This is a genomic window from Streptomyces sp. GLSS-08 (assembly GCF_056387915.1).
In genome coordinates this window covers 376,612-400,393 of sequence record NZ_JBWJAQ010000003.1, presented here as the reverse complement: position 1 = coordinate 400,393, position 23,782 = coordinate 376,612, and the positions used below count along the sequence as shown (strand labels likewise).

25 protein-coding genes, 1 pseudogene and 2 riboswitches are annotated in these 23,782 nt (G+C 72.7%); of the genes and pseudogenes, 17 read left to right on the top strand and 9 right to left on the bottom strand.

All coding sequences use genetic code 11. The features are described 5' to 3' along the window. The first annotated feature begins 14 nt into the window (after nucleotides 1-14). On the top strand, nucleotides 15-1,733 hold the full coding sequence (locus AC0ZLC_RS07315; protein ID WP_476751200.1) for a serine hydrolase domain-containing protein: 1,719 nt from the start codon (nucleotides 15-17) through the stop codon (nucleotides 1,731-1,733). Between the two features lie 74 nt (nucleotides 1,734-1,807). Here AC0ZLC_RS07315 and AC0ZLC_RS07310 read toward each other — a convergent pair whose 3' ends face one another. Both AC0ZLC_RS07310 and AC0ZLC_RS07305 read right to left on the bottom strand, forming a co-directional pair. Next, nucleotides 1,808-3,370: a phytoene desaturase family protein gene (locus tag AC0ZLC_RS07310; protein ID WP_476751056.1), complete on the bottom strand. Its 1,563-nt coding sequence runs from the start codon at nucleotides 3,368-3,370 to the stop codon at nucleotides 1,808-1,810. 350 nt (nucleotides 3,371-3,720) lie between these two features. Continuing rightward, nucleotides 3,721-4,596 (bottom strand): oxygenase MpaB family protein, encoded by an 876-nt coding sequence (locus AC0ZLC_RS07305; protein ID WP_476751055.1) that lies wholly within the window; start codon nucleotides 4,594-4,596, stop codon nucleotides 3,721-3,723. A gap of 174 nt (nucleotides 4,597-4,770) precedes the next feature. On the opposite strand from AC0ZLC_RS07305, the gene AC0ZLC_RS07300 reads away from it, so the two are divergent. Next, a complete protein-coding gene (locus tag AC0ZLC_RS07300; RefSeq protein WP_476751054.1) occupies nucleotides 4,771-5,220 on the top strand; it encodes a hypothetical protein in 450 nt (149 codons plus the stop codon). After that, nucleotides 5,217-6,644, top strand: coding sequence for a hypothetical protein (locus tag AC0ZLC_RS07295; RefSeq protein WP_476751053.1), 1,428 nt, complete (start codon nucleotides 5,217-5,219; stop codon nucleotides 6,642-6,644). The genes AC0ZLC_RS07300 and AC0ZLC_RS07295 overlap by 4 nt, the downstream gene beginning before the upstream one ends. Before the next feature lie 91 nt (nucleotides 6,645-6,735). Here the strand turns inward: AC0ZLC_RS07295 and AC0ZLC_RS07290 are convergent, their stop codons facing one another. Beyond that, nucleotides 6,736-6,954, bottom strand: coding sequence for a hypothetical protein (locus AC0ZLC_RS07290; RefSeq protein WP_476751052.1), 219 nt, complete (start codon nucleotides 6,952-6,954; stop codon nucleotides 6,736-6,738). 518 nt (nucleotides 6,955-7,472) lie between these two features. Further along, entirely contained in the window at nucleotides 7,473-8,507 is a 1,035-nt protein-coding gene (locus AC0ZLC_RS07285) for a helix-turn-helix transcriptional regulator (protein ID WP_476751051.1), read from the bottom strand. A gap of 158 nt (nucleotides 8,508-8,665) precedes the next feature. On the opposite strand from AC0ZLC_RS07285, the gene AC0ZLC_RS07280 reads away from it, so the two are divergent. Together AC0ZLC_RS07280 and AC0ZLC_RS07275 are read left to right on the top strand one after the other, a co-directional pair. Continuing rightward, nucleotides 8,666-9,088, top strand: coding sequence for a VOC family protein (locus tag AC0ZLC_RS07280; RefSeq protein ID WP_476751050.1), 423 nt, complete (start codon nucleotides 8,666-8,668; stop codon nucleotides 9,086-9,088). 259 nt (nucleotides 9,089-9,347) lie between these two features. Further along, a pseudogene (locus AC0ZLC_RS07275) lies at nucleotides 9,348-9,470 on the top strand (winged helix DNA-binding domain-containing protein); the annotation flags it as partial. 33 nt (nucleotides 9,471-9,503) lie between these two features. Here the strand turns inward: AC0ZLC_RS07275 and AC0ZLC_RS07270 are convergent. Next, on the bottom strand, nucleotides 9,504-10,694 hold the full coding sequence (locus AC0ZLC_RS07270; RefSeq protein ID WP_476751049.1) for an acyl-CoA dehydrogenase family protein: 1,191 nt from the start codon (nucleotides 10,692-10,694) through the stop codon (nucleotides 9,504-9,506). 301 nt (nucleotides 10,695-10,995) lie between these two features. Here AC0ZLC_RS07270 and AC0ZLC_RS07265 point away from each other — a divergent pair, with 301 nt between their 5' ends. Continuing rightward, complete coding sequence (locus AC0ZLC_RS07265) at nucleotides 10,996-11,646, top strand: TetR/AcrR family transcriptional regulator (RefSeq protein WP_476751048.1); 651 nt, start codon at nucleotides 10,996-10,998, stop codon at nucleotides 11,644-11,646. Nucleotides 11,647-11,702: 56 nt separating this feature from the next. Here the strand turns inward: AC0ZLC_RS07265 and AC0ZLC_RS07260 are convergent, their stop codons facing one another. Then, nucleotides 11,703-12,476 (bottom strand): CbtA family protein, encoded by a 774-nt coding sequence (locus AC0ZLC_RS07260; protein WP_476751047.1) that lies wholly within the window; start codon nucleotides 12,474-12,476, stop codon nucleotides 11,703-11,705. A 25-nt stretch (nucleotides 12,477-12,501) separates the two neighbouring features. Continuing rightward, nucleotides 12,502-12,723 carry a CbtB domain-containing protein gene (locus AC0ZLC_RS07255; protein ID WP_358855656.1) on the bottom strand — a complete coding sequence of 74 codons (222 nt, stop codon included), beginning with the start codon at nucleotides 12,721-12,723 and terminating at the stop codon, nucleotides 12,502-12,504. Nucleotides 12,724-12,760: 37 nt separating this feature from the next. Continuing rightward, nucleotides 12,761-12,921, bottom strand: a riboswitch (cobalamin riboswitch). A 125-nt stretch (nucleotides 12,922-13,046) separates the two neighbouring features. Between AC0ZLC_RS07255 and AC0ZLC_RS07250 the strand changes: the two genes are divergently transcribed. Then, nucleotides 13,047-13,658: a histidine phosphatase family protein gene (locus AC0ZLC_RS07250; protein WP_476751046.1), complete on the top strand. Its 612-nt coding sequence runs from the start codon at nucleotides 13,047-13,049 to the stop codon at nucleotides 13,656-13,658. A gap of 183 nt (nucleotides 13,659-13,841) precedes the next feature. Here AC0ZLC_RS07250 and AC0ZLC_RS07245 read toward each other — a convergent pair whose 3' ends face one another. Next, complete coding sequence (locus tag AC0ZLC_RS07245) at nucleotides 13,842-14,216, bottom strand: four-helix bundle copper-binding protein (protein ID WP_476751045.1); 375 nt, start codon at nucleotides 14,214-14,216, stop codon at nucleotides 13,842-13,844. A 131-nt stretch (nucleotides 14,217-14,347) separates the two neighbouring features. Here AC0ZLC_RS07245 and AC0ZLC_RS07240 point away from each other — a divergent pair, with 131 nt between their 5' ends. The 5 genes from AC0ZLC_RS07240 (at nucleotide 14,348) to AC0ZLC_RS07220 (ending at nucleotide 19,522) form a co-directional block, all read left to right on the top strand. Continuing rightward, entirely contained in the window at nucleotides 14,348-14,722 is a 375-nt protein-coding gene (locus AC0ZLC_RS07240; protein WP_476751044.1) for a DUF6479 family protein, read from the top strand. 226 nt (nucleotides 14,723-14,948) lie between these two features. Continuing rightward, entirely contained in the window at nucleotides 14,949-15,452 is a 504-nt protein-coding gene (locus tag AC0ZLC_RS07235; protein WP_476751043.1) for a GNAT family N-acetyltransferase, read from the top strand. Nucleotides 15,453-15,751: 299 nt separating this feature from the next. Next, nucleotides 15,752-17,113 (top strand): bifunctional o-acetylhomoserine/o-acetylserine sulfhydrylase, encoded by a 1,362-nt coding sequence (locus tag AC0ZLC_RS07230; protein ID WP_476751042.1) that lies wholly within the window; start codon nucleotides 15,752-15,754, stop codon nucleotides 17,111-17,113. Between the two features lie 5 nt (nucleotides 17,114-17,118). Beyond that, entirely contained in the window at nucleotides 17,119-18,318 is a 1,200-nt protein-coding gene (gene metX / locus AC0ZLC_RS07225; protein WP_476751041.1) for a homoserine O-acetyltransferase MetX, read from the top strand. Nucleotides 18,319-18,374: 56 nt separating this feature from the next. Next, a riboswitch (SAM riboswitch) is annotated at nucleotides 18,375-18,518 on the top strand. 191 nt (nucleotides 18,519-18,709) lie between these two features. Then, nucleotides 18,710-19,522, top strand: a complete 813-nt coding sequence (locus tag AC0ZLC_RS07220) for a glutathione S-transferase family protein (protein WP_476751040.1) — start codon at nucleotides 18,710-18,712, stop codon at nucleotides 19,520-19,522. A 65-nt stretch (nucleotides 19,523-19,587) separates the two neighbouring features. Here AC0ZLC_RS07220 and AC0ZLC_RS07215 read toward each other — a convergent pair whose 3' ends face one another. After that, nucleotides 19,588-19,989: a nuclear transport factor 2 family protein gene (locus tag AC0ZLC_RS07215; RefSeq protein WP_476751039.1), complete on the bottom strand. Its 402-nt coding sequence runs from the start codon at nucleotides 19,987-19,989 to the stop codon at nucleotides 19,588-19,590. An 84-nt stretch (nucleotides 19,990-20,073) separates the two neighbouring features. On the opposite strand from AC0ZLC_RS07215, the gene AC0ZLC_RS07210 reads away from it, so the two are divergent. The 5 genes from AC0ZLC_RS07210 to AC0ZLC_RS07190 all read left to right on the top strand — a co-directional run bounded on the left by AC0ZLC_RS07210 (nucleotide 20,074) and on the right by AC0ZLC_RS07190 (nucleotide 23,735). Next, on the top strand, nucleotides 20,074-20,637 hold the full coding sequence (locus AC0ZLC_RS07210) for a PadR family transcriptional regulator (protein ID WP_476751038.1): 564 nt from the start codon (nucleotides 20,074-20,076) through the stop codon (nucleotides 20,635-20,637). Nucleotides 20,638-20,773: 136 nt separating this feature from the next. After that, nucleotides 20,774-21,469 carry a type 1 glutamine amidotransferase domain-containing protein gene (locus AC0ZLC_RS07205; RefSeq protein ID WP_476751037.1) on the top strand — a complete coding sequence of 232 codons (696 nt, stop codon included), beginning with the start codon at nucleotides 20,774-20,776 and terminating at the stop codon, nucleotides 21,467-21,469. 211 nt (nucleotides 21,470-21,680) lie between these two features. Further along, complete coding sequence (dhaK, locus tag AC0ZLC_RS07200) at nucleotides 21,681-22,673, top strand: dihydroxyacetone kinase subunit DhaK (RefSeq protein ID WP_358855646.1); 993 nt, start codon at nucleotides 21,681-21,683, stop codon at nucleotides 22,671-22,673. 59 nt (nucleotides 22,674-22,732) lie between these two features. Continuing rightward, entirely contained in the window at nucleotides 22,733-23,332 is a 600-nt protein-coding gene (gene dhaL, locus AC0ZLC_RS07195; protein ID WP_476751036.1) for a dihydroxyacetone kinase subunit DhaL, read from the top strand. Then, on the top strand, nucleotides 23,325-23,735 hold the full coding sequence (locus AC0ZLC_RS07190) for a PTS-dependent dihydroxyacetone kinase phosphotransferase subunit DhaM (protein ID WP_476751035.1): 411 nt from the start codon (nucleotides 23,325-23,327) through the stop codon (nucleotides 23,733-23,735). Before dhaL ends, AC0ZLC_RS07190 begins: the two co-directional genes overlap by 8 nt. Nucleotides 23,736-23,782: the final 47 nt, after the last annotated feature.

Genomic DNA, 23,782 nt, shown 5'->3' with positions numbered 1-23,782 from the left:
TCGGCCGACGTGCGATGGCCCTGGGCGGCGCCCTGGCCATCGCCCCCTTCCCCGCCGGACCGGCGGCGGCCGGTGCGAACGGGCGGCAGCCGACCCTGCACCACGGCTCCGCCGAGCGGGCTGGCCTGCTCGCGGGGCATCTGCGTCAACTCGTCACCGACGCCGAGGCGTTCCTCGGTCCCTCCCCCAAGCACCCCTGGTACGCGGGGGCCGTGCTCCTCGCCGGCCGCGGCGGCACGGTGGCCCTGCACCGGCCGATCGGCCAGGCGGTGCGCTACTCGGCGTACGACGAGAAGACGGACACCGGGATCGAGTTCCCGGCCGACCGGCAGATCCCGATGGCCGAGGACACCGTCTTCGACCTCGCCTCCGTCTCGAAACTGTTCACCTCGATCCTCGCCGTGCAGCAGATCGAACGCGGCACACTCGCACTCGAGGCCGAGGTCGCCTCGTACCTCCCGGACTTCGCGGGCGGGGGCAAGCAGGACATCACGATCCGTCAGCTGCTCACCCACACGTCCGGCTTCCGTGCCTGGATCCCGCTCTACAAGGCGCCCACCCGCGAGGCCAGACTCCAGCTCATCTGGGACGAGCCACCCCTCAACGCGCCGGGCACCAAGTACCTCTACTCCGACCTCAACCTGATCTCGCTCCAGCTCGTCCTGGAGAGGCTCACCGGCCGCACGCTCGACACGCTCCTGCGCGACGAGATCACCGCCCCGCTCGGCATGCACCGCACCCGCTACAACCCGCCCGCCGCATGGAAGCCGCGGATCGCCGCCACCGAGGACGCGCGCCCGCCCTGGTCCGGCCTCGACCGCGGCCTCGTCTGGGGCGAGGTGCACGACGAGAACGCGTACTCCCTGGGCGGGGTCGCCGGGCACGCCGGGGTCTTCTCGTGCGCCTGGGACCTCGCGGTACTCGGCCGCACGCTGCTCAACGGCGGCGCGTACGGCACTGCGCGCATCCTGGAGCCGGAGTCGGTGGAGCTGATGTTCACCGACTTCAACACCGCCTTCCCCGGCGACGAGCACGGCCTCGGCTTCGAGCTCTACCAGCACTGGTACATGGGCGCGATGGCCACACCCCGTACCGCGGGGCACACCGGCTTCACGGGCACCTCGCTCGTCCTCGACCCGACGACGGACTCCTTCCTCGTCCTGCTGGGCAACTCCGTGCACCCGGTGCGCAGTTGGCGCTCCGGCTCCGCTCCCCGGGTGGCCGCCGCCGACCGGCTGGCGCGTGCCGTGCCGGTCCGCCCGGCACGCGGCCGCACCTCCTGGTTCTCCGGCATGGCGAACGCGACGTCGGCGACGCTGACGCTGCCCGCGCTCGACACCACGACCGCGCACCCGCGGCTGCGCTGCGCCGTGTGGTGGGACACCGAACCCGGATCCGACGCCCTCTTCCTCGAAACCTCCCCGGACGGCGGCACGACCTGGTCGCCGGTCCCCTTCACGACGGTGCGGCGCGGCGAGGACCCCCGGGAGCACCCGGCCGGCTCGGTCACCGGCTGGTCGGGCCGCGTCCGGCACCGGCTCGACGCGGACCTGCCACCAGCGCGACAGCTGACGCTGCGCTGGCGGTACACCACCGACCGCTCGTACGTCGGCCGCGGGGTGTACGTCGACGCGCTGCGGGTCGAGGCAGCCGGCCGGACCGTCTTCGACGAGGCGCGGCCGGCTGACGCCGCGCGGATCGAGGCGTCGGGCTGGTCACCGTCCGCGGACTGAGGCCGCGCCCTTCCGGCCCGGACCATGTGGACCCGGCGGACCCGGCGGACCCGGCGGACCCGGCGGAGCGAGGGCTACCGCGTCCCGGCCTCGAGCACGGCCATCGCCGCGTTGTGCCCGGGCACCCCGCTCACCCCGCCGCCGCGGACGGCCCCGGCCCCGCACAGCACGACGTTGGCGTGCCGGGTCTCCACGCCCCAGCGGCCCGTGCCGTCCTGGGCGTGGGGGAAGGCCAGGTCGCCGTGGAAGATGTTGCCGCCGGGCAGCCGCAGGTCGCGCTCCAGGTCGAGCGGGGTCCTGGCCTCGATGCACGGGCGGCCCTCGGCATCGGTCGCCAGACAGTCCGCGAGCGGTTCCGCGAGGTGCGCGTCCAGCTCCGCGAGCGTGGACTTCAGCAGCTCGGCACGTACGGCGTCGTTGTCCCGCGCGAAGAGCCGGGCGGGCGTGTGCAGCCCGAACAGCGTGAGGGTCTGGTAACCCTCCTCGGCCAGGGCGGGGGCCAGGATCGTGGGATCGGTCAGCGAGTGGCAGTAGATCTCGGAGGGCGGCGCGGCGGGCAGCGAGCCCGCCGCGGCCTGGGCGTGGGCCGCCGCCAGCTGCTCGTACCCCTCGGCGATGTGGAAGGTCCCGGCGAACGCCTCGCGCGGGTCCACGGAGGTGTCGCGCAACCGCGGCAGCCGCTTGAGCAGCATGTTCACCTTGAGCTGGGCGCCCTCGGCTGGGGCCGGCGGTGTGTCGCCGACCAGCGCGGCCAGTTCCTGCGGCGACGCGTTGACCAGGACGTGCCGGGCCGCGACGGTGCCTTCCTCGCCGTCCGTACCGCGGTACGTGACCTCGGCGGCCCGCCCGTCCGTCTCGATCCGCACCACCTCCCGGCCGGTGGCGAGGACGGCGCCCGCGGCGCGTGCCGTGGCGGCGATCGCGTCCGTGAGCGCGCCCATACCGCCCACGGGCACGTCCCAGGCGCCGGTGCCGCCGCCGATCACGTGGTAGAGGAAGCACCGGTTCTGCCGCAGCGAGGGATCGTGGGCGTCCGCGAACGTGCCGATGAGGCCGTCGGTGAGGACGACACCCCGCACCAGGTCGTCGGCGAAGTACTCCTCGATGGCGGTGCCGACGGGCTCCTCGAACAGCATCCGCCACGCGTCCTCGTCGTCGACACGCAGGCGCAGCTCGTCGCGCGTGGGCAGCGGCTCGGTGAGGGTGGGGAAGACGCGCTGGGCGACGCGGCCGGTCATGCCGTAGAAGCGCCGCCAGGCCGCGTACTCGCGGTCGGCGCCGGTCAGCCGCGCGAAGGCCTCCCGGGTGCGCCGCTCGCCACCGCCGACGAGCAGTCCGGTGGGCCGGCCGTCGCGCTCCACGGGCGTGTACGAGGAGACGGTGCGTCCGCGGACCCGGAAGTCGAGGCCGAGATCCCGCACGATCTTCCGGGGCAGCAGACTGACGAGGTACGAGTACCGCGACAGGCGTGCGTCGACGCCCTTGAACGGCCGGCTCGACACGGCGGCGCCGCCGGTGGTCCCGAGACGTTCGAGGACGAGCACGGACTGCCCGGCGCGGGCCAGGTAGGCGGCGGCGACCAGACCGTTGTGACCGCCGCCGACGACGACGGCGTCATATCCCTCGTGTGCAGGCATGGTTCTTGGTAGCACGCGATGATCCGGGCGGACCAGAGGCGTGCGGACGAGCCGCCGGACGGCGGACGCCCCGCACCGCGCAGCGCAGCGGCCGGCCGCTGGCGGCCGGCGCGGTGGGCGCGGGGCGGGCCAAAGGGCCGCCTCCGCCGTGACCAGCGGCCCCCCGGTACGGGTCGGTGGCCCCGGTTTGTCCAGGCAGCGGGCCTCGTCGTGGGGACCGCCGCGGACGTTCGCGGGCCGCAGCGGCGCGCGGACACCCCGGGGAACGCGTCAACCGGGGCCGGCGGCGACCGCGCGGCGGCTCACCGGCGCAGTCCGGGCGCCTACGGCAGGCAGACCCGTCCGGCCCGTCAGGCCGGGGCCTGTGGGTCGACCTTGTTCGGTGCCGGACGGGAGCCGGGCCCGAGCCGTGCCATGGCGCGGGGAATGTGTCCGGGCGGCAGCTGCCAGCGCACACGTGCGGGAACACCGCGCAGCAGGGTGCCGGTGACGCGCAGGTGCCGGGTCACGGTGGCGGCCGGCGGGGCCGTTCTGCCGTACAACTCGTGGGCGTACGGCGGCAGGGACGCGTAGGCCAGTTGGGCCACGTGCCGCCACAGCAGTGCGCGTGCCGGGACGAGCAGCGGATGCGTCGGCGGGCGGCGCAGGAAGGCGTCCACCTCCCGCGCCTCGGCTCCCGCGGCCAGCTCCGGGCGCACCTTCTCGAAGTACGCGGCCAGCTGGGCCCGGTCGCCGGGCACGGCGGCGGGGTCCAGGCCCACCAGGCGGGCGCCGACACGGTGTTCGCCGACGTAGCGGTCGGCCTGCGCGTCCGTCAGCCGGAAGCCCGAGCGGCGCAGGACGTGCAGATAGGAGTCGATCTCGGCGCAGTGCACCCACAGCAGCAGCCCGCCTTCGTCGAGGCGGTAGCGCTCCCCCGTGTCCGGGTCCGTCGCCCGGAGCCTGGTGTGGATGCCGCGCACCCGGGCGCCCGCCCGCTCGGCCGCCTCCGTGGTGCCGTACGTCGTCGTCCCCACGAAGTCCGCCGTGCGCATCAGCCTGCCCCAGGCGTCGCGCCGGAAGTCGGAGTTCTGCATGACGCCGCGCACCGCGCGCGGATGGAGCGCCTGGAGATACAGCGCGCGGATCCCGGCGATCCACATCATGGGGTCTCCGTGCATCTGCCAGGTCACGGACGCGGGGGTGAAGAGCCCCGGGTCCGCGGGCGCGGTGCGTTCGGCGTCCATGCGGCCAGTCTGGCCGGGCCCGGCCACGGCCGACAAGGGGTGCGCGGCCCCTGCCGCCCCTGCGCGGCCGGACGTCGGCTCGGCGGGACCGGGCCGCAAAGCAGGTCCCCCACGGTGGGAGCGCGCGGCGAAAACCGTTGTCCGGGCGGCAACGCGTACTTGTAGCCTCGCCGCGTGAACCCAGCAGACCTCGCCGCCCTCATCTCCGGCAGCGTCCGGGAAGCAGTCGACTCCGGAAGGCTCGTCGCGGAGGTGCCCGCGACCGTTCAGGTCGAGCGGCCGCGTCTGCGTGGCCACGGGGACTACTCGAGCAACGTGGCCCTGCTGCTCGCCAGGTCCGCGGGGATGCCGGCGCGCGCCGTGGCCGACGTGCTGGCGCCGACGGTGAGTGCCGCGCCCGGCGTCCGGGCCGTGGAGGTGGCGGGCCCCGGCTTCCTGAACATCACGCTCGACACCGCCGCCAAGGGCGCGCTCGCCCGGGACATCGTGCTGGCCGACGCCGCCTACGGCCGGACCCAACACCTCGCGGGGCTGCGGCTGAACCTGGAGTTCGTCTCCGCCAACCCGACCGGTCCGGTGCACATCGGCGGCGCCCGGTGGGCGGTCGTGGCCTCACCCCGGTGACGTCGTCCGCCGACGCCCCTTTCAAGGGTGCCAACACGGCCGCCGTACAGGACGGCTTCAACGGTGACGGCTACCGCGACATGGCCGTCGCAGCGCCCGGGGCCGCCAACGGCACGGTGGAGGAGGCCGGTGCGGTCGTCGTGCTCTACGGCTCCGCGGCCTCAGTGGACACCACCCGCCGCACGCTCATCACCCAGGCGACCTCCGGAGTCCCCGGAACCCCCGAGGAATCCGACCGCTTCGGCAGGACGGTGACCAGCGCCGACCTGAACCGGGACGGTTATGCCGACCTGCTCGTCGGCGCCCCGGGTGAAGACGTCGACGGTGTTGAGTCGCGGGGTTCCGTGACCGTGGTGTGGGGCGGGGCGAACGGACTGGCAGGCGGCGGCGCGACCATCGCCCCTCCGGCCGGGTTCGGTGACGGCAGGACCTACTGCCGGTTCGGCATGTCCATCGCCACCGGCGACATGAACGGCGACGGTGCTCCGGAGGTCGGCGTCGGCTCGGCCTGCAACCCCGCCTCCTACAGCGGCCCCTTCACGAGCACCGGCCAGGCCGCCACCCGCTACCTCGAGCGGCGGGAGAACGCCCGGGGCGTGGTGATGGGTGACGTGAACGGCGACGGCAGGGCGGAGCGCTTCTACCTGGCCGGCCCCACCGACGGCGACATCCGCGGACCGGTAACCCTCGACGCGGGCGCCCCCGATCCCGAGGACCCGTTCGTCAACCGGGGCATCGAGCTGCCGTACGCCGACGGCCACGCTGGACAGATCGGCGACATCAACGGCGACGGCTACGGCGACCTCGTCACCGGCATCGCAGGCGACGACTCCCACTTCAACGCGCCCACCCCCGCGGCCCACCGCGGCGGCGAGATCCAGGTCCTGTACGGCGGCGCACAGGGCATCACCGCCGGGCAGCAGCCGGAGGTCTTCCACCAGGACACGGCGGGCGTCCCCGGCACCGCGGAATGGGGCGACTGGTTCGGCCAGTCCCTGAGCGTCGGGGATGTCGACGCCGACGGGTATGCCGACGTCCTGGTCGGCGCCCCCGAGGAGGCCGTCGGGACGCTCGCCTCCGCAGGCACCGCCGTCCTCCTGCGGGGCTCCGCCTCCGGCCTGACGACGGCCCAGGCGGCCGGCTACACCCAGAACACCGCGGGCATCCCCCACACCGCGGAGACCGGCGACGGGTTCGGCGCCGCCGTCCACCTCGCCGACCTCAACAAGGACGGCAAGGCCGAAGCGGTCGTAGGCGCCCCCACCGAGAACGACGACGGCTGCCTCTGGGTTGCCCTCGGCTCGGCGTCCGGCCCCGTACTGAACGGCTCGGTCAACGTGTGCGGCAAGAACGCCGGCATCGCCGTACGTGGAATGCAGGGCTACTTCGGCGCCGCCTTCAGCAGCCCCCACGTGGAGAACTGACGCGGACAGGCTCGACCGACCGGAGCCCAAGCACGACCACTGGACGTCGTCGCCGCGGCCATGGGTGTGCACCGCATTCCTCGGGCACCCGTCAGCGGGTGAGCGCGGCCGACAGGGTGTGCGGGTCGCATCTGGTCTTCATCGCAGCGACGCGGGCCAGGTCCCCGTAGTGCTCGGACAGCGCCGCGTCCGACGCGGCGCTGTCGGTGGGCGCCGCGGCACGAGGGATCCGCTCCGGGTACTGGCACGAGGCGTTCCGGAACGCCGGTGAGAGCGGCGCGGTCGCGGGCGGGCCGACCGCGGCGGTCAACTGCAGCAGGCACTCGGGGGCCTCACTTCCCGGCCCATGGACCCGCCGCAGTTTGGCGGACGGCCTCCCGACTGCGCAGCCACGATGCCTGCCGAGAGGAGCCCGTGGGTGATTCGGGTATCTCGTGAGCTTGCATGATTGGGCTGGTCGGCGTGTCTGCACTCCCTCACCCAGCACCGCGACCGACAGCGCAAGGATGCGCTCGCAACCGCCCCGTAGGCGTACTGCAGCAGCACGGCGAGAACACGCATTTCTCGCCCCGCCGGTCCCCGCGGAGTTTGTCAGCTGTCGGACTGGACCACGTCGTAGAGTGCCGGATCGCGGTACAGAAGGTTGGTGGCTTCCACGTGCTCGGCTTCCGTGTCGGGGCTGGTCACATGAGGCTTCGCAGTCCGACCTCCAGGGCGAGCACATCGCACAGTTTCCTCGGTCCATCTTTCCCTGGGTGTGCTGATGTTCGTCCTGAGTGTGCTGGCGCTGGGTGCGGCGCTGAGGTCCACAACGGGATCTCGTCGGTGCTAGCGCCGAGCGCCGGGCGCCGGGCGCCGAGGTGAGCGCGCCGGGCCGGTCTCTGGTCCTGTGGTGCGGGCGGCGTGGGCGTAGCGGGCGGCGAGGTCCCCGAACGCGGTGGCCAGTTGGGGTGGGCCGATGACTTCGATATCGGTGTCGAAGCGGCCGATGGCGGCGGCGAGTCCGGTCCATGACCAGGAGCCGAGGATGAGCCGGCAGTGACGGGAGCCGAGTTCCTCGACGATTCCGTCCTGGGCGAAGGGCGCGACATCGGCGGCCGGGAGGCGGAGGATGACTTCGCCTTGGCAGGGCCAGTCGGTGGTGGTGCCGTCGTTGCCGCGGAACCGGCTGGTGATGAAGGTGGAGACGGTGCCGCCGGGGAGGTCACGAGGGGTGTAGCGGGGGCCGGTGGGTGTGCGGGGCCGGATGCGGTCGACGCGGAAGGTACGCCAGTCCTCGCGGTGGAGGTCCCAGGCCACGAGGTACCAGCGCTGACGCCAGGTGACCAGGTGGTGGGGTTCTGTGCGGCGGACGTCATCGGCCGAGGTGCTTGGAGTCGGGGCGTATGCGAAGCGCAGTTCCTCGCGGGCGTGGATGGCGCGGCTCAGGTCCATCAGGACCTGGGCGTCGACCTGGGGGGTGTCGTCGGCCGCCGCGGGCGGTTGGACGGCGGTGATGTGCAACAGGTCGATGCGGTGGCGCAGGCGGGGTGGCATGACCTGGCGGAGGGTGGCCAGCGCGCGGGTGGCGTCTTCGGCGACGGTGGTGCCGGCGGCCGCGGTCTGCAGCGCGACGGCCAGGGCGACGGCCTGATCGTCGTCGAACAACATGGGCGGCAGATGAGTGCCGGCCTCCAGGCGGTAGCCGCCGGCCGGCCCTTTGAGGGTCCTGATCGGGTAGTCGAGTTCGCGCAGGCGGTCGATGTCACGGCGCACCGTCCGCGACGTGATGCCGAGACGCTCGGCGAGATCATCACCGGACCAGTCACGGGGTGTCTGAAGGAGCGAGAGCAGCGCGAGCAGCCGGGCAGATGTCTTATGCACGGCACCCATACTCCCTGGAGTACCGGACACACCCTGTCCTCTACCTCTGCCATCGTGGCATACGAGCCGTTCGGGAGGCATCGCTCCTGGTCACGGCAGCCGCCGCTGGAGCTGGGACGGTCGGCGGCGAATTCATGGCATCGAGCAAGGAGCAGGTCATGTCCGTCACGACCACCACTCACCTGAACTTCCGGGGCACCGCACGTGAGGCGCTGGACTTCTACCGGTCCGTCTTCGGCGGACGTACTGTCGCGGTCACCTACAAGGACGCGGGCGCCGTGCAGGACGAGAGCGAGGCGGACTGGGTGATGTGGGGCGAGGTGGCCGGCGACAGCGGCTTCCACGTGATGGCCTACGACGTGCCCTCGCAGCTGCCCTGGAACCAGGGCGAGAACCCGTTCTTCGTCTCCGTGCGTGGCGACGACGCCGAAGAGATCAGCGCCCTGTGGGGCAAGCTCGCAGAGACCTCGACCATCGTGCGTCCGCTGGAGCCCGCGCAGTGGGCACCGCTGTACGGCATGCTCACCGACCGCTTCGGCATCAGCTGGGTCCTGGACGTCACCGCTCCGTACAACGGCTGAACCAGCCGGCCGACCTGACATGCCTGCGCCGTCCGGGCCGCGGCCGCACGGGCGGCCCGGACGGCGCAGGCACCGAACACGTACGGCAGCGGAAGGAAGCGGGACACCACCGCACCGCCTGCGAACCGAGCAGCCCACCTACTCCATCCTCAAATGCGACATCGAGCGGGAGATCCTGCCCACCTGCCGCCGCGTGGGAATGCCATGACTCGTTCTTGACGCCCGTGCCCTCAATCGCGCCGCCCTCGCCCGCCAGCACCTGCTCGAGCGCAGCGACACATCCGTGTCGGAGGCAGTGGCCCATCTGTGCGGCCTGCAGGCGCAGGCTCCTCAGGAACCCTTCACCGGGCTGTGGTCCCGCCTGTCCGGCTTCAAGCCCAGCCACTGGACGATGCGCTGACCGGTCGCGTGGCACCTAGCGCCGCACCCGAGGCATCCCCAGGCCGATCCAGGAGATGATCTCTCGCTGGATCTCGTTGTTGCCGCCGCCGAAGGTGAAGATCACCGCCGAGCGGTAGCCGCGCTCCAGCTCGCCTTGGAGGACGGCGCCCGCCGAGCCCTCCTTCAGGGCACCGGGGGCGGCGACGATCTCCATCAGCCAGGCGTACGCGTCCCGGCGCGCCTCGGAGCCGTACACCTTGACGGCGGAGGCGTCCTGGGGAGTGAGCGTGCCTTCCTGGACGGCGTTCACCATCTGCCAGTTGAGGAGTTTCATCGCGTCGAGCCTGGTGTGGATCTGCGCGAGGCGTCGGCGCACCCAGGGGAGGTCGACGACGCGGCGGCCGTCGGCGAGTTCGGTGTCCATCGCCCAGCGCTGCACGTCGTGCAGGGCACGGATCGCCATGGTCCCGTGGGCGGCGAGCGTGACCCGCTCGTGGTTGAGCTGGTTGGTGATCAGCCGCCAGCCCTTGTTCTCCTCGCCGACCCGGCGCGAGGCGGGGACGCGGATGTTCTCGTAGTAGCTCGCCGTGGTGTCGTGCGAGGCGAGGGTGTTGATGAGGGTGCAGGAGTAACCCGGGTCGGACGTCGGTACGAGCAGCATGGTGATGCCCTTGTGCGGCGGCGCGTCCGGGTCGGTGCGTACGGCGAGCCAGATCCAGTCGGCGGTGTCGCCGTTGGTCGTCCAGATCTTCTGGCCGTCGACGGTGTAGTGGCCGGTGCTCTCGTCGCCCTCCCGTACGGCTCTCGTCCTGAGCGCGGCGAGGTCCGTGCCCGCGTCGGGCTCGCTGTAGCCGATGGCGAAGTCGATCTCCCCGGAGAGGATCTTCGGCAGGAAGTACGCCTTCTGCTCGTCCGTGCCGAACCGCATGAGGGTCGGGCCGACCGTGTTGAGCGCCATCAACGGCAGGGGGGCGCCCGCCTGGGCTGCCTCGTCGAAGAAGATGAACTGCTCCATGGGGCTCAGCCCGCGTCCGCCGTACTCCTTCGGCCAGCCCACGCCGAGCCAGCCGTCCGCGCCGAGCCTGCGGATGGTCTCGCGGTAGAAGCGCTTCCGCGTCGCCGGTTCGCCGTGGCGCGCGTAGGCGTTGTCCGGTACCAACCGGGCGAAGTAGTCACGCAGTTCGGTCCGCAACCGCTGCTGCTCGGGCGTGTATTGGAGATGCACGGCGCCTCCCGGCTCCCAGTGGATCGACTGGTCCCACCCGGACTTGACGGCGCACACAGTAGAACGCGTTCCAGAAATTGGGAATGCCGGGGACACGCCGGAGAACCCGCGGCCGCGCACACCCCCGGTGTTGCTGCCGAACCCCCCGCCGCCCGCGCCCCGGTCGCTGCCGCCGCCCTACGGCAGATGTCCTGGACGACCCGCCGGACGTAGCATGCGGAGAGACCCCGAAACCGGCTGGCCCGCCGGTTTTCCCGGAAGTGCAGGAAACGGCCCGAACACGAACCTGGACCGGCGCACCATGAAGACCGACAGACACGAAGCGGAGGACGGACCGTCGGCCCCCTCCACCAGACCGGCGCTGAATCGTGCCCGCATCGCCGCGGCTGCGCTGGCACTGATCGACGTGAACGGGCTGCGCGCCTTCTCGATGCGCAAGCTCGGTGCGGGACTAGGCGTGGACCCGATGACCGCGTACCGCTACTTCGAGGACCAGGACGCGCTCTTCGACGGCGTCGCCGAACTCCTCCTGGAGGAGGTGGACTTCGACTCGCTGCCCTGGGGCGGCTCCTGGCGGGCGGTGGCCGAGCAGTACTGTCGGCGGCTGCGGCGCACGCTGCTCGCCCATCCGCACGCCGTCGCCGTGTTCGCGACGCATCCGGTGCGCTCGCCCGCCGCGACGGACGCCTGCGCGCGGCTCGTCGACCATGTCGGCGCCGCGGGCTTCGGCCCCGCCCGGGCGGGCCGCATCGCCCGCTGCCTGCGGGAGTTCACCGTGGGACACGCGCTGAGCCTGGCGGTGCTGCGCCCCGGCGCGGAGGACTGCGCCGGCGACCCCGCCGAGCAGTTCGACACCGGGCTCACCGCGATGCTGGACGGCTTCGAACGACTCGCCCGGCCCTCGCGCGCTCGAGCCCCGGGAACGGCGGACGGCTCCGGCCGCCCGGGCTGATGCCCGGGCACGAGCGGGCGGGCCCCGGCCGGGGCCCGCCCGTGATCTGCGAACGCTCAGGGAGCGACCGGTGCCGCGGTCACCGGCTTCTCCTCCCTGCCCTGAGCAGGGGCGGTCCCGGGCACCGTCAGCCGCTGGGCCAGTGCGCCGAAGACGAGCCCGAAGGAGGTCCACAGCGTCAGCTGGATCGCCAGTGCCGCGAGCCGGAACTGCCACAGCAGGGTGCCCGAGAAGTCCCTCGGCACCTCGTCGACCGCCGGGAGGAACGCGTACGCAAGAGCGACGGCGACGACGAAGAACGCCCCGGCGGCCAGCGTCGCGTTCCAGTTGCCCAGCCGCGGTGCGAGGCGCTTGCCCAGGATCACGGTCGCGACGGCAAGCAGCACGCTGAGCAGGACCATGAGGAAGTACAGCGTCGTCCGCTTGCCGATGGTGTCGGCGTCGCCGACGGACGGCGGGTTGGCCGGGTACTTGAGGAACGGCACGACGTAGACCGCGACCAGGCCCGCCGTCGACAGCAGCAGCGCACTCGCCCGGGGCCCGAAGCGGCCGATCCGTCCGAGGGCGAAGCAGTACGCGAGAGCGGCGATGCCGCCGAAGGCGATGCCGTAGACGAGGACGCCGGTGGCCAGGCCACCGGTGGACTGCATGGTGCGGGTCACCGTCTCCACGCCGTGTTCGTGGTGGTGCGCGTGCGATTCCTCGTACGCGATCGCCGCGTCCACGCGGGACTCACCGAGGAAGTACGCGACGGCGAGGGCGAGCAGGCCGGCGGCGAGACCCGCCAGCATGCCGCGCACCAGGAGGTTTCTGACTGTTGCTGAGTTCATCGGCTCGTACGCTTCCTCGTCGCCGTCAGTGGCAGGGGAAGCCGAGCAGATGGCGGGCGTCGTGCACCCACTCGTGCACGTTCTCGCCCGAGACGAGCGCGGTGGCGCCCTGTTCGGCGCCGACGAAGTAGAGCAGGACCAGCATCAGGATGCCGAAGAAGACCGCCCAGGGAGCGATCGCGCCGATCGGCAGCTTGGCGGGAACGGCGGTGGGAGTGGCGGTCGGCTGAGCGACGGACTGCGCCATGTGGCAGGACCTCCTGGGGAACTCGCGTCCCATCGTGGTGGTGCACAGGACGACGGCTGCGGGTCTGACTTGCCCTGCCTTCACCACCCCTGGCGGGAGCGGCTGTTGCGGGGCTTACAGTGGCGCGACCGTGCCGGATTCTCACCGGGCTTCCGCCGTACCGTCGTCAATATCGTCGAGACCGTACCGCGAAGCGGAGGCCCGGCCAAGGGCGCACGGGAGGCACAGCGTGCGCCCCGGGGTTCAGGACCACGGCCAACTCCCGCTCTGCACACGGCGTTCGGCTGCGGGCGCGGCGGCATTTCGATCACGAGAGCGGATCCATGACGACCCGAGTGACCTTGATCTCAGCAGCGTCGAGCGCGGCGCTCCGCGAGGCCCGCTTCGACGACGGCTGTCCCGCGGACACCGGCGGACTGCGGCTCGCCCGGACTGCCGCGGACATGTTCACGGCCGCGGGTGAGCGGTGGGTCTCCCCCAGCGTGCGCTGCCGGGACACCGCCGGCGCGCTCGGTCTTGACGCGGTCGAGGTGGCGGAGCTCGCCGGTCTCGACGTGGGCCGCTGGCGCGGCGCGACGCTGGACGAGGTGGGCGCGAAGGAACCGGACGCGGTCGCGCGCTGGCTGGCGGACCCGGGGTCCGCTCCGCACGGCGGGGAGTCGGTGCGGGACTTCTGCGACCGGGTCGCCCGTCGGCTGGACAGGGCCGCGGAGCACGCGGGGCGCGTCGTCGCCGTCGTGGAGCCGGAGGTCGTACGGGCCGCGCTGGTACGGGCTCTCGGGGCGCCGGAGTCCGCGTTCTGGCGGATCGACGTACCGCCGCTGACCGCCACGGAGCTCAGCGGGCGCTCGAACCGCTGGAACGTGCGCGCCGGACGCCCGCTGCCGGACCGGGACGCGGACCGGTGTGGCGCGGACCGGGAAGCGCACCGGTAGACGCGGACCGAAGACCAGCGCCCGCGTGACGCGGACCGGCACCCGCGCCCGCCTGACGCGGACCGGGACCCGCACCGATGTGGTGCCCGGCGGCAGGCCGCCGGTACCGTCGGCGCCCGGGCACCCCGGGCCGCCCGGGGTGCCCCCGGTGCCGGCGGCGTGCCGACGGGGTGGCGGCCCGCCTCAGCGGAGCGTGGCCATGAAGTCCATGCAGGCCTGGGCGCACTCACGGCAGGCCTTCGCACTGCCCTGCGCACCGGGGTGGTCGTCGAAGACGTCGGCGCACTCCAGGCAGACGTCCCGGCACCACTCCAGCTGGACGCGCATGCCCGCCTCGTCCAGGCCCGACTGCTCGGACAGCATGCGGCACGTCGCGTCGCACACCTCCGCGCACATGACGCCCTTGCGGCGTACCAGTTCCTGCTCCTTCGGCCCGTCCGGGTCCACGAGGCTCGCACGCAGAGCACATGTCCGAGCACACTCCGCACACGACTGCGCGCACGCGAAGCGGTCCTCCAGGAACCGGAAGAGCTCCTGCTCAGATGTCGTCGAGGTCACCCGCCCCGAGTAGCCGCGGTCGCCCTTGTCAAACGCTGCACTCGTGGACTCCGGCCGGCGTAACCCGCCCGATTCACGCGAGGGGCGAGGGGTACTCGCGGACATAAACCCCACAAGGGACGGATGCACCCATGAACCTACTGGTGAACGACATGGCGGCGAGCGCGAACCGCGGTCTCGTGGCCGGCTTCGCGCCGCTGGTGATCGGTCTGGCCGTCGTGGCGCTGCTGGGCGGTGCCATGTGGATGGGCAGCCGGGTCCGCCGCGAGGAGCCGCCGCGCCCGCGGGTCGACGAACAGCCGAAGCCGCCCGCGAACGGTCCGGTGTTCGAGGTCCGCGAGAACCGCGAGCCCGACGAGGTGCCCCGGAGCAGTCAGCGTCTGACCCCGTACCAACTGGCGGCGCACGGCAACATCGCCTCGAAACCGAGCGGGGACACCACACGGCGCCGGTGGAGCGCGGGCTCCAGCGGCTCCTTCGGCAGTGGCGGCTCCGGCTCCCACTGACCGCCGCCCGCTCTTGCCTCCCCGGCCCTGCGCGGGCCGCGGGGAGAGCCGTCGCCCGGTGACCGGCCAGCGCGGGCCGGTCACCGTCACGCCTTCACGAACGCGCTGTTTCCGTTCTGCGAACAACGGGCCGAGGGGGAGGACAGGCGCACTCGGCCGGGGTGACCATGCAGGTCCACGGGGCCCGCGCCCCGCGCCCCGCGCCCTCCTCCTGCTGGGAAGCACCATGAGCCTGCCGTCCGCCACCCTCCGGTGGGAGTCCGAGAGCTGGAACGCCGCCGCCGCGGTCCGGCTGCGCGAGCTGATGTCCGCCGAACTGGCCCCCCGTTACGCCCCTGTCGAGCACCGTCGGGTCCGTGCGCCCCAGCCGTCGGCGGACGAGATCGTCGTCACCTGGGTCGCGTACGCGGACGACGTCCCCGTGGCGACCGCCTCACTGCGCAGGCTGCCGGACCGCCACGAGGTCAAGCGGGTGTTCGTCCATGCCGGTCACCGCGGCCGGGGACTGGCCAGGGCGGCACTGCGGGCGGTGGAGTCTACGGCGCTCGGACTCGGCATCGAGCGGTTGTGGCTGCAGACGGGTGCGCTGCAACCGGAGGCCCGGACGCTCTACGCGCGGGAGGGATGGCTCCGGGTACCGCCCTACCCTCCGTACGACCGCAACCCGTACAGCGTCTGCTTCAGCAAAGTCCTTACGCCGGTCCCCGGCTCCTCCACCGATGCCTCCTGAGCGCTCCGGGACGGCGCAGCCCGCCCCGCCCCTCATCCCACGTGCCGTGCCCGCCGCGCCCGACGGACCGTGGCGGCCCGGACGCGCGACCGTGCTCGTGAGCCGGCGCCACGTCGACCACATGCGTGTCACCACCACGGCCTGTCTCCCTTCGGGTGCCTCCGCCGCCTGACCGCCCCTCCTCCCCCACCGCATCCGTGCTGCCCGCCGCCCGGCGCAGCACGCAGCCCCGCGGTGCCTCCACGCACGTTCGCACTCGTACACCGCGCGTGTCTCCGCACGCCGCACAAGGGAGAACCATGAGCCAGCCGATCGACTCCGTCACCGCAGGTCACACCCCCGAGGAGGAACCCGCGGGACCCGACACCTCGGCCTGGTCGTTCGAGACGAAGCAGGTCCACGCCGGTGCCGTGCCGGACCCGACGACCGGGGCGCGGGCGGTGCCGATCTACCAGACCAGCTCGTTCGTCTTCCGCGACACCCGGCACGCCGCGGACCTGTTCTCGCTCGCCGAGCCCGGCAACATCTACACGCGCATCCACAACCCCACGCAGGACGTCTTCGAGCAGCGCATCGCCGCGCTGGAGGGCGGGGTCGCCGCCGTGGCCCTCGCCTCCGGGCAGGCCGCCGAGACCCTGGCGATCCTGACGCTGGCGGGCGCCGGTGACCACATCGTCGCCAGTACGTCCCTCTACGGCGGCACCTACAACCTGTTCCGCCACACCCTGCCGAAGTTCGGCGTCGAGGTGTCCTTCGTCGACGACCCGGACGACGCCGAGGCCTGGCGGGCGGCGATCCGGCCGACCACCAAGGCGCTGTTCGCCGAGACGCTCGGCAATCCGCGCGGCAACGTCCTCGACGTCCGGGCCGTCGCGGACGTCGCCCACGAGGCCGGTGTCCCGCTGATCGTGGACAACACGGTGCCCACCCCGTACCTGCTGCGGCCCATCGAGCACGGCGCCGACATCGTCGTGCACTCGGCCACCAAGTTCCTCGGCGGGCACGGCACCACGATCGCCGGTGTCGTCGTGGACGGCGGCACCTTCGACTTCGGTGCGCACGCCGAGCGCTTCCCCGACTTCACCGAGCCGGACCCCAGCTACCACGGGCTGCGGTACTGGCCCGCGCTCGGTCCGGGCGCCTTCGCGATCAAGCTGCGGGTGCAGCTGCTGCGCGACCTCGGGCCCGCGCTGTCGCCGCACTCCGCCTTCCTGCTGCTCCAAGGGGTGGAGACGCTCAGCCTGCGCATCGAGCGGCACTCCGCCAACGCCCAGGCCCTGGCCGAATGGCTGGAGCAGCGCGACGAGGTCGCCGCCGTCCACTATCCGGGGCTCGAGTCCAACCGGTGGTACGAGGTTGGGCAGCGCTACCTGCCCCGCGGCGCGGGCGCGGTGCTGGCGTTCGAGCTGCGGGACGGTGTCGAGGCCGGGAAGCGGTTCGTGGACGCGGTCGAGCTGTTCAGCCATCTCGCCAACATCGGTGACGTACGCAGCCTGATCATCCATCCGGCGTCCACGACGCACAGCCAGCTCGACGAGGACGGCCTGGCGGCGACCGGGACCTCACCGGGGCTGGTGCGCCTGTCGGTCGGCATCGAGAACCTCGCCGATCTCAAGGCGGACCTGGAGGCCGGCTTCCGCGCCGCGAAGGGCGCGTCCTGAACACCGTGCCTGCGACCTCCCGGGGCTCCCTCCCGCCGGCCTCCGGGGCGTGGCGGGAGGGGGACCCGGCCGGACGGCGCCAGTGGCACGTCCGCGGGAAGCCGCTGTCCCTGGAGGCGGGCGGTGAACTTCCTGGCGTGCGGCTGGCGTTCGAGACCTGGGGGCGGCTCGCGCCGGACGGGTCCAACGCCGTGCTGGTGCTGCACGCGCTCACCGGCGACAGTCACGTCGCCGGACCCGCCGGGCCGGGGCATCCCACTCCGGGCTGGTGGGACGGGTTGGTGGGACCGGGCCGGGCACTCGACACGGACCGCTGGTTCGTCGTCGCCCCGAACGTGCTGGGCGGCTGCCAGGGCAGCACGGGACCGTCCTCCCGGCGTCCCGGCGGACGGTGCTGGGGCGGTGACTTCCCGTTTCTGACACAGCGTGACCAGGTGGCGGCCGAGGCCGGCCTGGCCGACGCGCTCGGCATCAGCCGGTGGGCGCTGGTGCTGGGCGGGTCGATGGGCGGGATGCGTGCCCTGGAGTGGGCCGTGTCGTACCCCGAGCGCACGGACTCGCTGCTGCTGCTGGCGACGACCGCCGCTGCGAGCGCCGAGCAGATCGCCTGGGCCTCGGCGCAGGTCCACGCGATCCGCGCCGACCCCCACTGGCGCGGCGGCGACTACCACGACGCCGGGCGTGGCCGCGGACCGCACGCGGGACTCGGCCTGGCCCGGCGCCTCGCCCATGTCACCTATCGCAGCGAGCCGGAGCTGCGGACCCGCTTCGGCCGCGGGTACCAGGGCACGGAGGAGCCGTGGAACGGCGGCCGGTACCAGGTCGAGTCGTACCTGGACCACCATGCCGCCAAGCTGGTGCGCCGCTTCGACGCGGGCAGCTACGTCGCGCTGGCGGAGGCCATGAACAGCCACGACATCGGGCGGGGCCGCGGGGGTGTCCGGGCGGCGCTCAGCCGCGTCACGGCCCGGACCCTGGTGGCCGCGGTCGACTCCGACCGGCTCTACCCTCCCTATCAGCAGGCGGAGTTGGCCGCCGGGATCGGCACGGCGGACCGTCTCCGTACGGTCGTGTCCCCGTACGGCCACGACGGTTTCCTCATCGAGGCGGAGCAAGTGGCCGCGCTGGTGCGGGAACTGCTCGAACCGGTTCCGGGCAGCGTCCCTCCCCCGGCACCCGGGCGGGCCGCCCCGACCACGTCGTGAGACTTCGCGCGGGCCTTCTTGACGCTCCCACGGAGCGCGACGACACTGACCGGGACGGTCACGATTGTCAGCGCCCCGCGGGCAGGCTCCCTGCTCGTACGGTCATCGGCCCCGGCCCGCTGGCAGGCAACCCTTCCACCGCGACGGGGTGCCCCGGGTGACGACCGGGTTCCGCCGGCGCGGCGGGACAAGCGTGGTCTCGCATCTCGCGAGCCCCGAGCAAGGACCGGTGGGAATGCCCAGGAACGATTTGACGAGGCGCCTGCACATCGATCTGTCGCGTGTCTCCAGCGCGTACTAGCCCGACGATCCGGACCGGCACGAGAGCGCAGTCACTCCGTTTCGTCGCGGCGCCCAGCGGGCGGCCGGACTTCCTCACCCGTGGAGAGTCATGCCCGAGACCATGTCGCACGCCTCCAGCACCAGCGCACCCTGCACCACGTCCGACGCCGGACGTCCCGACGGCACCTCCGGCCCGGTTCGCGGTTCCCGCGTCACGGGGTCGCCGAGCCCGCGCCGCCTCAACAGCCGTATCGGCGTCGGCCTGGCAGGCGGCTTCTACCCGGCACCGCACCGCTACCGGCTGTACCTGTGCACCGACTGTCCCCGTTCGCTGCGCGTCTCGATCACGTTGGATCTGCTGGGCCTCGGGGACTTCGTCGCCACCACGCCCCTGGCGCACACCGGCGAGAGGTCCGACGGGTTCGCGGCCCTGCGCCGGGCCTACGAGGCCACCTGGCACCACTACGAGGGCCCGCTCACCGCGCCCGCCCTCTGCGACCGCTGGACCGGACGCGTCGTCAGCAACCACACACCCGACATCCTGCGCGACCTCGCGGGTCTGGCCGTCCGCACCGGCACCGGGCTTCCCGCGCTCCGCCCGCCGGCCCGCGCCGCGGACATCGACGCCCTGAGCGAACTCCTGGACGCCGACGTCGTACCGGCCGCAGCGCCGCACAGGCGGTCCGCCGCACTCGGGCGGCTGAACCGGCGGCTGGCCTCGGCGCCCTACGCCTCGGGCCGCGACCTGACCGCCGCGGACGTGGACCTCTGGGTCGCCCTCGTCCACCTCGAAGACCCGGACGAGCTCGCCCCGTACGGACACCTCCGGGACTACGTACGTCGGCTGGCCGCGCTCCCGGCGTTCCGCGGACGGACGAGCCGTGCCGGTGCCGTGCAGCCGCAGGCCGCACGACCGAGGTAGACCATGGCGGCGGGGGTTCCGCCTCCGCCGCTCCCCATCCGTCCGCCGTCCGTCCGCGCGCTCGACTATCCGTCCGCGCGCTCGACCGCTTCCCGCGAGATCTGCTCGAACTGCGCGGCCATCGCCTCCTGGAGCGCCTGGGCCGCCGACAGCGGGCGGACCATCACCGTGAGGTCGTCGATCTTGCCGTCCTCGTCGAGGTGCAGGAAGTCGCAGCCCTCGATCTCCTTGTCGCCCACCTTCGCCCGGAAGATCAGCGCGTGGTCGCCGCCGTCGGCGCCGGCGATCTCCCGGACGTAGTGGAAGTCCGTGAAGACGCGGGAGACACCGCGCACGATGGCCGCGGTGATCGCCCGGCCGGTGTACGGCTTGAAGACGACAGGGCTGGTGAACACGACGTCCTCGGCCAGCAGCGCCTCGATCGCGGCGTGGTCGTTCGCCTCCACCGCCTTGCGGAACGGATGCATCGCGCCCACCTCTCATAGTCAACTAATTGATTAGGTGTGGAGGATATTACTCACGGAGGCGGGTGGACACCTAGCCTTGGGCGCATGGCATTGCGCAACGCGGTCCTGGCCGCGCTTCTCGAGGGCGAGGCGTCGGGGTACGACCTGGCCAAGGGGTTCGACGCGGCGATCGCCAACTTCTGGATGGCGACTCCCCAGCAGCTGTACCGGGAACTCGACCGCATGGCGGGCGAGGGGCTCATCGCGGCCCGGCTGGTGCGGCAGGAGCGCAGACCCGACAAGCGGATGTTCTCGCTCACCGACGCCGGCCGCCGCGCGCTGCGTGACTTCACGGCCGCCCCGCCGAAACCCACGGCCATCCGCGACGAACTCCTGGTCAAGGTCCACGCCGTCGACGAGGGGGACCTCGATGCCGTGCGCGCGGCGATCAGCGAGCGGCTGGAGTGGGCCCGCGCGAAACTGGCCCGCTACGACCGGCTGTGCGCCCGCCTCCTCGACGGCCGCACCGAGGAGGAGTACCTGTCCGGCGCCGAGCGGATCGGCCCGTACCTCACGCTGACGCGGGGCCGCGCGTTCGAACGGGAGAACATCACGTGGGCGGAGCGGTCCTTGCGCATCCTGGAACGACGGGCCGCCGCGCGCGGCTGATCCCCGGGCCGGGCCGGGGCCGGTCGAGGGTCCCACCGCGGGGGACGGCGTATTCCCTCCGACGCATCGGATCTCCTATGGCTCCGAGTGTCAGGCCTATTGGTCACTTATGGCCTTGTGCGTCTACGTTCGTCGTATGTCGAAGATTCTTTTTGTGATGACCGCCGCCGACCACTGGACGCTCGCGGACGGCAGCAAGCACCCGACCGGCTTCTGGGCCGAGGAAGCGGTCGCCCCGTACGAGGCCTTCACGGCCGCCGGCCACGAGATCGTGGTCGCCACGCCCGGCGGCGTCGTACCGACCGTGGACCGGGCGAGCCTCGCGCCCGAGGTGAACGGGGGCCAGGAGGGCGCCGACCGTATCGACGGAGTCCTGGCGTCGATCAGCGAGTTCCGGCAGCCGATCCGGCTGGAGGACGTACGCCTCGACGACTACGCGGCCGTCTACTACCCCGGGGGCCACGGTCCGATGGAGGACCTCTCGGTCGACACCGTCTCCGGCCGGCTGCTCGTCGACGCCCTGGCATCGGGCAGGCCCCTCGGCGTGGTCTGCCACGCCCCGGCCGCGCTGCTCGCCGCGCGACAGGAGGACGGCGGCAACGCCTTCGCGGGGTACCGCCTGACCGGGTTCACCAACGCGGAGGAAACCCAGGCCGGCTTCGCCGACAAGGCGAAGTGGCTGCTCCAGGACCGGCTCGTCGAGGCGGGCGCGGACTTCCAGGAGGGTGAGCCGTGGGCCCCGCACGTGGTCGTCGACCGCAACCTGGTCACCGGCCAGAACCCGTCCTCCTCCGCTCCGCTCGCCGCCGAGCTGCTGAAGAAGCTGGCCTGAGCGTCCCGACCCACCCCCGCGCCCCGGCGGACCGGGACCGCGCCTCCCTCCGGGGCGCCGGTACCCGGCCCGCCGGGGCGTTCTTTCGCACGTCACCGGCCCACCGTCCGCCCCGCACCGCCCCGTCTGCTCCACCCGGAGACCCGCAGCACGTGACCACCGCCTCCGGAACGCCGATACTGCAAGAGGCGGATCTCATCAGGAGGTACCCATGAAGATGCTCATCAACGTGGCGGAGACAGTGGTCGCGGACGCCCTGCGGGGCATGGCGGCCGCCCATCCGGAGCTGACGGTCGACGTCGAGAACCGGCTGGTCGTCCGGCGCGACGCCCCGGTGGCCGGAAAGGTCGGGCTCATCTCCGGTGGTGGTTCCGGGCACGAACCGCTGCACGGCGGATTCGTGGGTCCCGGCATGCTGTCGGCGGCCTGTCCGGGCGAGGTCTTCACCTCCCCGGTGCCGGACCAGATGGCACGGGCCGCGGCCGCTGTGGACAGTGGCGCGGGCGTGCTGTTCATCGTGAAGAACTACACGGGTGACGTGCTCAACTTCGACATGGCGGCGGAGCTCGCCGAGGACGAGGGCATCCGCGTCGCCAAGGTCCTCGTGAACGACGACGTCGCCGTCACCGACAGTCTGTACACGGCGGGCCGGCGCGGCACCGGCGCGACGCTGTTCGTGGAGAAGATCGCCGGGGCGGCCGCCGAGGAGGGCGCGCCGCTGGAGCGGGTCGAGGCGCTCGCCCGGCAGGTCAACGAGAACTCCCGCAGTTTCGGGGTGGCGCTCTCCGCGTGCACCACTCCGGCCAAGGGCAGCCCCACCTTCGACCTGCCGCCCGGGGAGCTGGAGCTGGGCGTCGGAATCCACGGCGAGCCCGGCCGGGAGCGGCGCGCGATGATGACCTCGCGGGAGATCGCCGACTTCACGCTGCACGCGATCCTCGAGGACCTCGACCCGCGTGATCCGGTCCTGGTCCTGGTCAACGGCATGGGGGCGACTCCTCTGCTGGAGCTGTACGGGTTCAATGCCGAGGTGCAGCGGGTGCTGACCGAGCGCGGTGTCGCCGTGGCGCGCACACTCGTCGGCAACTACGTCACCTCGCTGGACATGGCGGGCGCCTCGGTGACCCTGTGCCAGGTGGACGAGGAGCTGCTGCGGCTGTGGGACGCCCCGGTGGAGACCCCGGGCCTGCGCTGGGGCAGGTGAATCCCGCCGACGTCCGGTCCCGACGTCCGGTCAACGTTCGTACCACGCAAGGAGATTCCGTGCTCGACGCCGAATTCTTCCGACGTTGGATGGCGGCGACCGCCGCGTCCGTGGACCGCGAGGCCGAACGGCTCACCGCGCTGGACTCGCCCATCGGCGACGCCGACCACGGCAGCAACCTCCAGCGTGGTTTCACCGCCGTGGTGGCCACGCTGGACAAGGAGGCGCCGGACACGCCCGGTGCCGTTCTGACGCTCGCCGGCCGGCAGCTGATCTCGACGGTGGGCGGCGCATCGGGGCCGCTGTACGGCACCCTGCTGCGCCGTACGGGCAAGGCCCTCGGGGACGCTCCCGAGGTCAGCGGGGAGCAGCTCGCGCAGGCACTGCGCGAGGGCGTGGACGCGGTGATGGCGCTGGGCGGGGCCGCGCCCGGCGACAAGACCATGATCGACGCGCTGGTGCCCGCCGTGGACGCGCTCGGCCAGTCGTTCGCGGCGGCCCGTGCCGCGGCCGAGGAAGGTGCCGCGGCGACGACTCCGTTGCAGGCGCGCAAGGGCCGTGCCAGCTATCTGGGCGAGCGCAGCATCGGGCACCAGGACCCGGGTGCGACGTCCGCGTCCTTGCTGATCGCGGCTCTCGTGGAGGCGTCCGGTGAGTGACGGCGAGCTGGTCGGGATCGTGCTCGTGTCGCACAGTGCGGCCGTCGCCGCCTCGGTCGCCGAGCTGGCGGTGGGACTGTCGGGCGGCGGCGCGACGGCTCCGGTGGCGCCCGCGGGCGGCACCGTGGACGGCGGCCTGGGGACGAGTGCGGAGCTGATCTCCGCCGCGGCAGCCTCCGTGGACCGGGGCGCCGGGGTCGCCGTCCTCATGGACCTGGGCAGTGCGGTCCTCACCGTGAAGGCGCTCCTCGCGGAGGGTGACGAACTGCCGGAGAACACGTGGCTGGTCGACGCGCCCTTCGTGGAGGGTGCGGTCGCCGCGGTCGTGACGGCTTCGGCGGGCGCGGACCTAGCGGCCGTGGAGGCCGCCGCGGCGGAGGCGTACGCGTACCGGAAGGAGTGACACGGCGGTACGGGGCGTGCGTGCGCCGCGTACCGCGAGCCCTTGCC

What these genes read in the sequence shown, in the direction of transcription:
- AC0ZLC_RS07215 (WP_476751039.1), bottom strand. Translation starts at nt 19,989, where the DNA reads ATGCATCCGTTCCGCAAGGCGGTGGAGGCGAACGACCACGCCGCGATC.
- AC0ZLC_RS07210 (WP_476751038.1), top strand. Translation starts at nt 20,074, where the DNA reads ATGGCATTGCGCAACGCGGTCCTGGCCGCGCTTCTCGAGGGCGAGGCG.
- AC0ZLC_RS07250 (WP_476751046.1), top strand. Translation starts at nt 13,047, where the DNA reads ATGACGACCCGAGTGACCTTGATCTCAGCAGCGTCGAGCGCGGCGCTC.
- AC0ZLC_RS07220 (WP_476751040.1), top strand. Translation starts at nt 18,710, where the DNA reads ATGCCCGAGACCATGTCGCACGCCTCCAGCACCAGCGCACCCTGCACC.
- AC0ZLC_RS07235 (WP_476751043.1), top strand. Translation starts at nt 14,949, where the DNA reads ATGAGCCTGCCGTCCGCCACCCTCCGGTGGGAGTCCGAGAGCTGGAAC.
- AC0ZLC_RS07280 (WP_476751050.1), top strand. Translation starts at nt 8,666, where the DNA reads ATGTCCGTCACGACCACCACTCACCTGAACTTCCGGGGCACCGCACGT.
- AC0ZLC_RS07305 (WP_476751055.1), bottom strand. Translation starts at nt 4,596, where the DNA reads ATGGACGCCGAACGCACCGCGCCCGCGGACCCGGGGCTCTTCACCCCC.
- AC0ZLC_RS07240 (WP_476751044.1), top strand. Translation starts at nt 14,348, where the DNA reads ATGAACCTACTGGTGAACGACATGGCGGCGAGCGCGAACCGCGGTCTC.
- AC0ZLC_RS07265 (WP_476751048.1), top strand. Translation starts at nt 10,996, where the DNA reads ATGAAGACCGACAGACACGAAGCGGAGGACGGACCGTCGGCCCCCTCC.
- AC0ZLC_RS07315 (WP_476751200.1), top strand. Translation starts at nt 15, where the DNA reads ATGGCCCTGGGCGGCGCCCTGGCCATCGCCCCCTTCCCCGCCGGACCG.
- AC0ZLC_RS07230 (WP_476751042.1), top strand. Translation starts at nt 15,752, where the DNA reads ATGAGCCAGCCGATCGACTCCGTCACCGCAGGTCACACCCCCGAGGAG.
- AC0ZLC_RS07205 (WP_476751037.1), top strand. Translation starts at nt 20,774, where the DNA reads ATGTCGAAGATTCTTTTTGTGATGACCGCCGCCGACCACTGGACGCTC.
- dhaK (WP_358855646.1), top strand. Translation starts at nt 21,681, where the DNA reads ATGAAGATGCTCATCAACGTGGCGGAGACAGTGGTCGCGGACGCCCTG.
- AC0ZLC_RS07310 (WP_476751056.1), bottom strand. Translation starts at nt 3,370, where the DNA reads ATGCCTGCACACGAGGGATATGACGCCGTCGTCGTCGGCGGCGGTCAC.
- AC0ZLC_RS07255 (WP_358855656.1), bottom strand. Translation starts at nt 12,723, where the DNA reads ATGGCGCAGTCCGTCGCTCAGCCGACCGCCACTCCCACCGCCGTTCCC.
- AC0ZLC_RS07260 (WP_476751047.1), bottom strand. Translation starts at nt 12,476, where the DNA reads ATGAACTCAGCAACAGTCAGAAACCTCCTGGTGCGCGGCATGCTGGCG.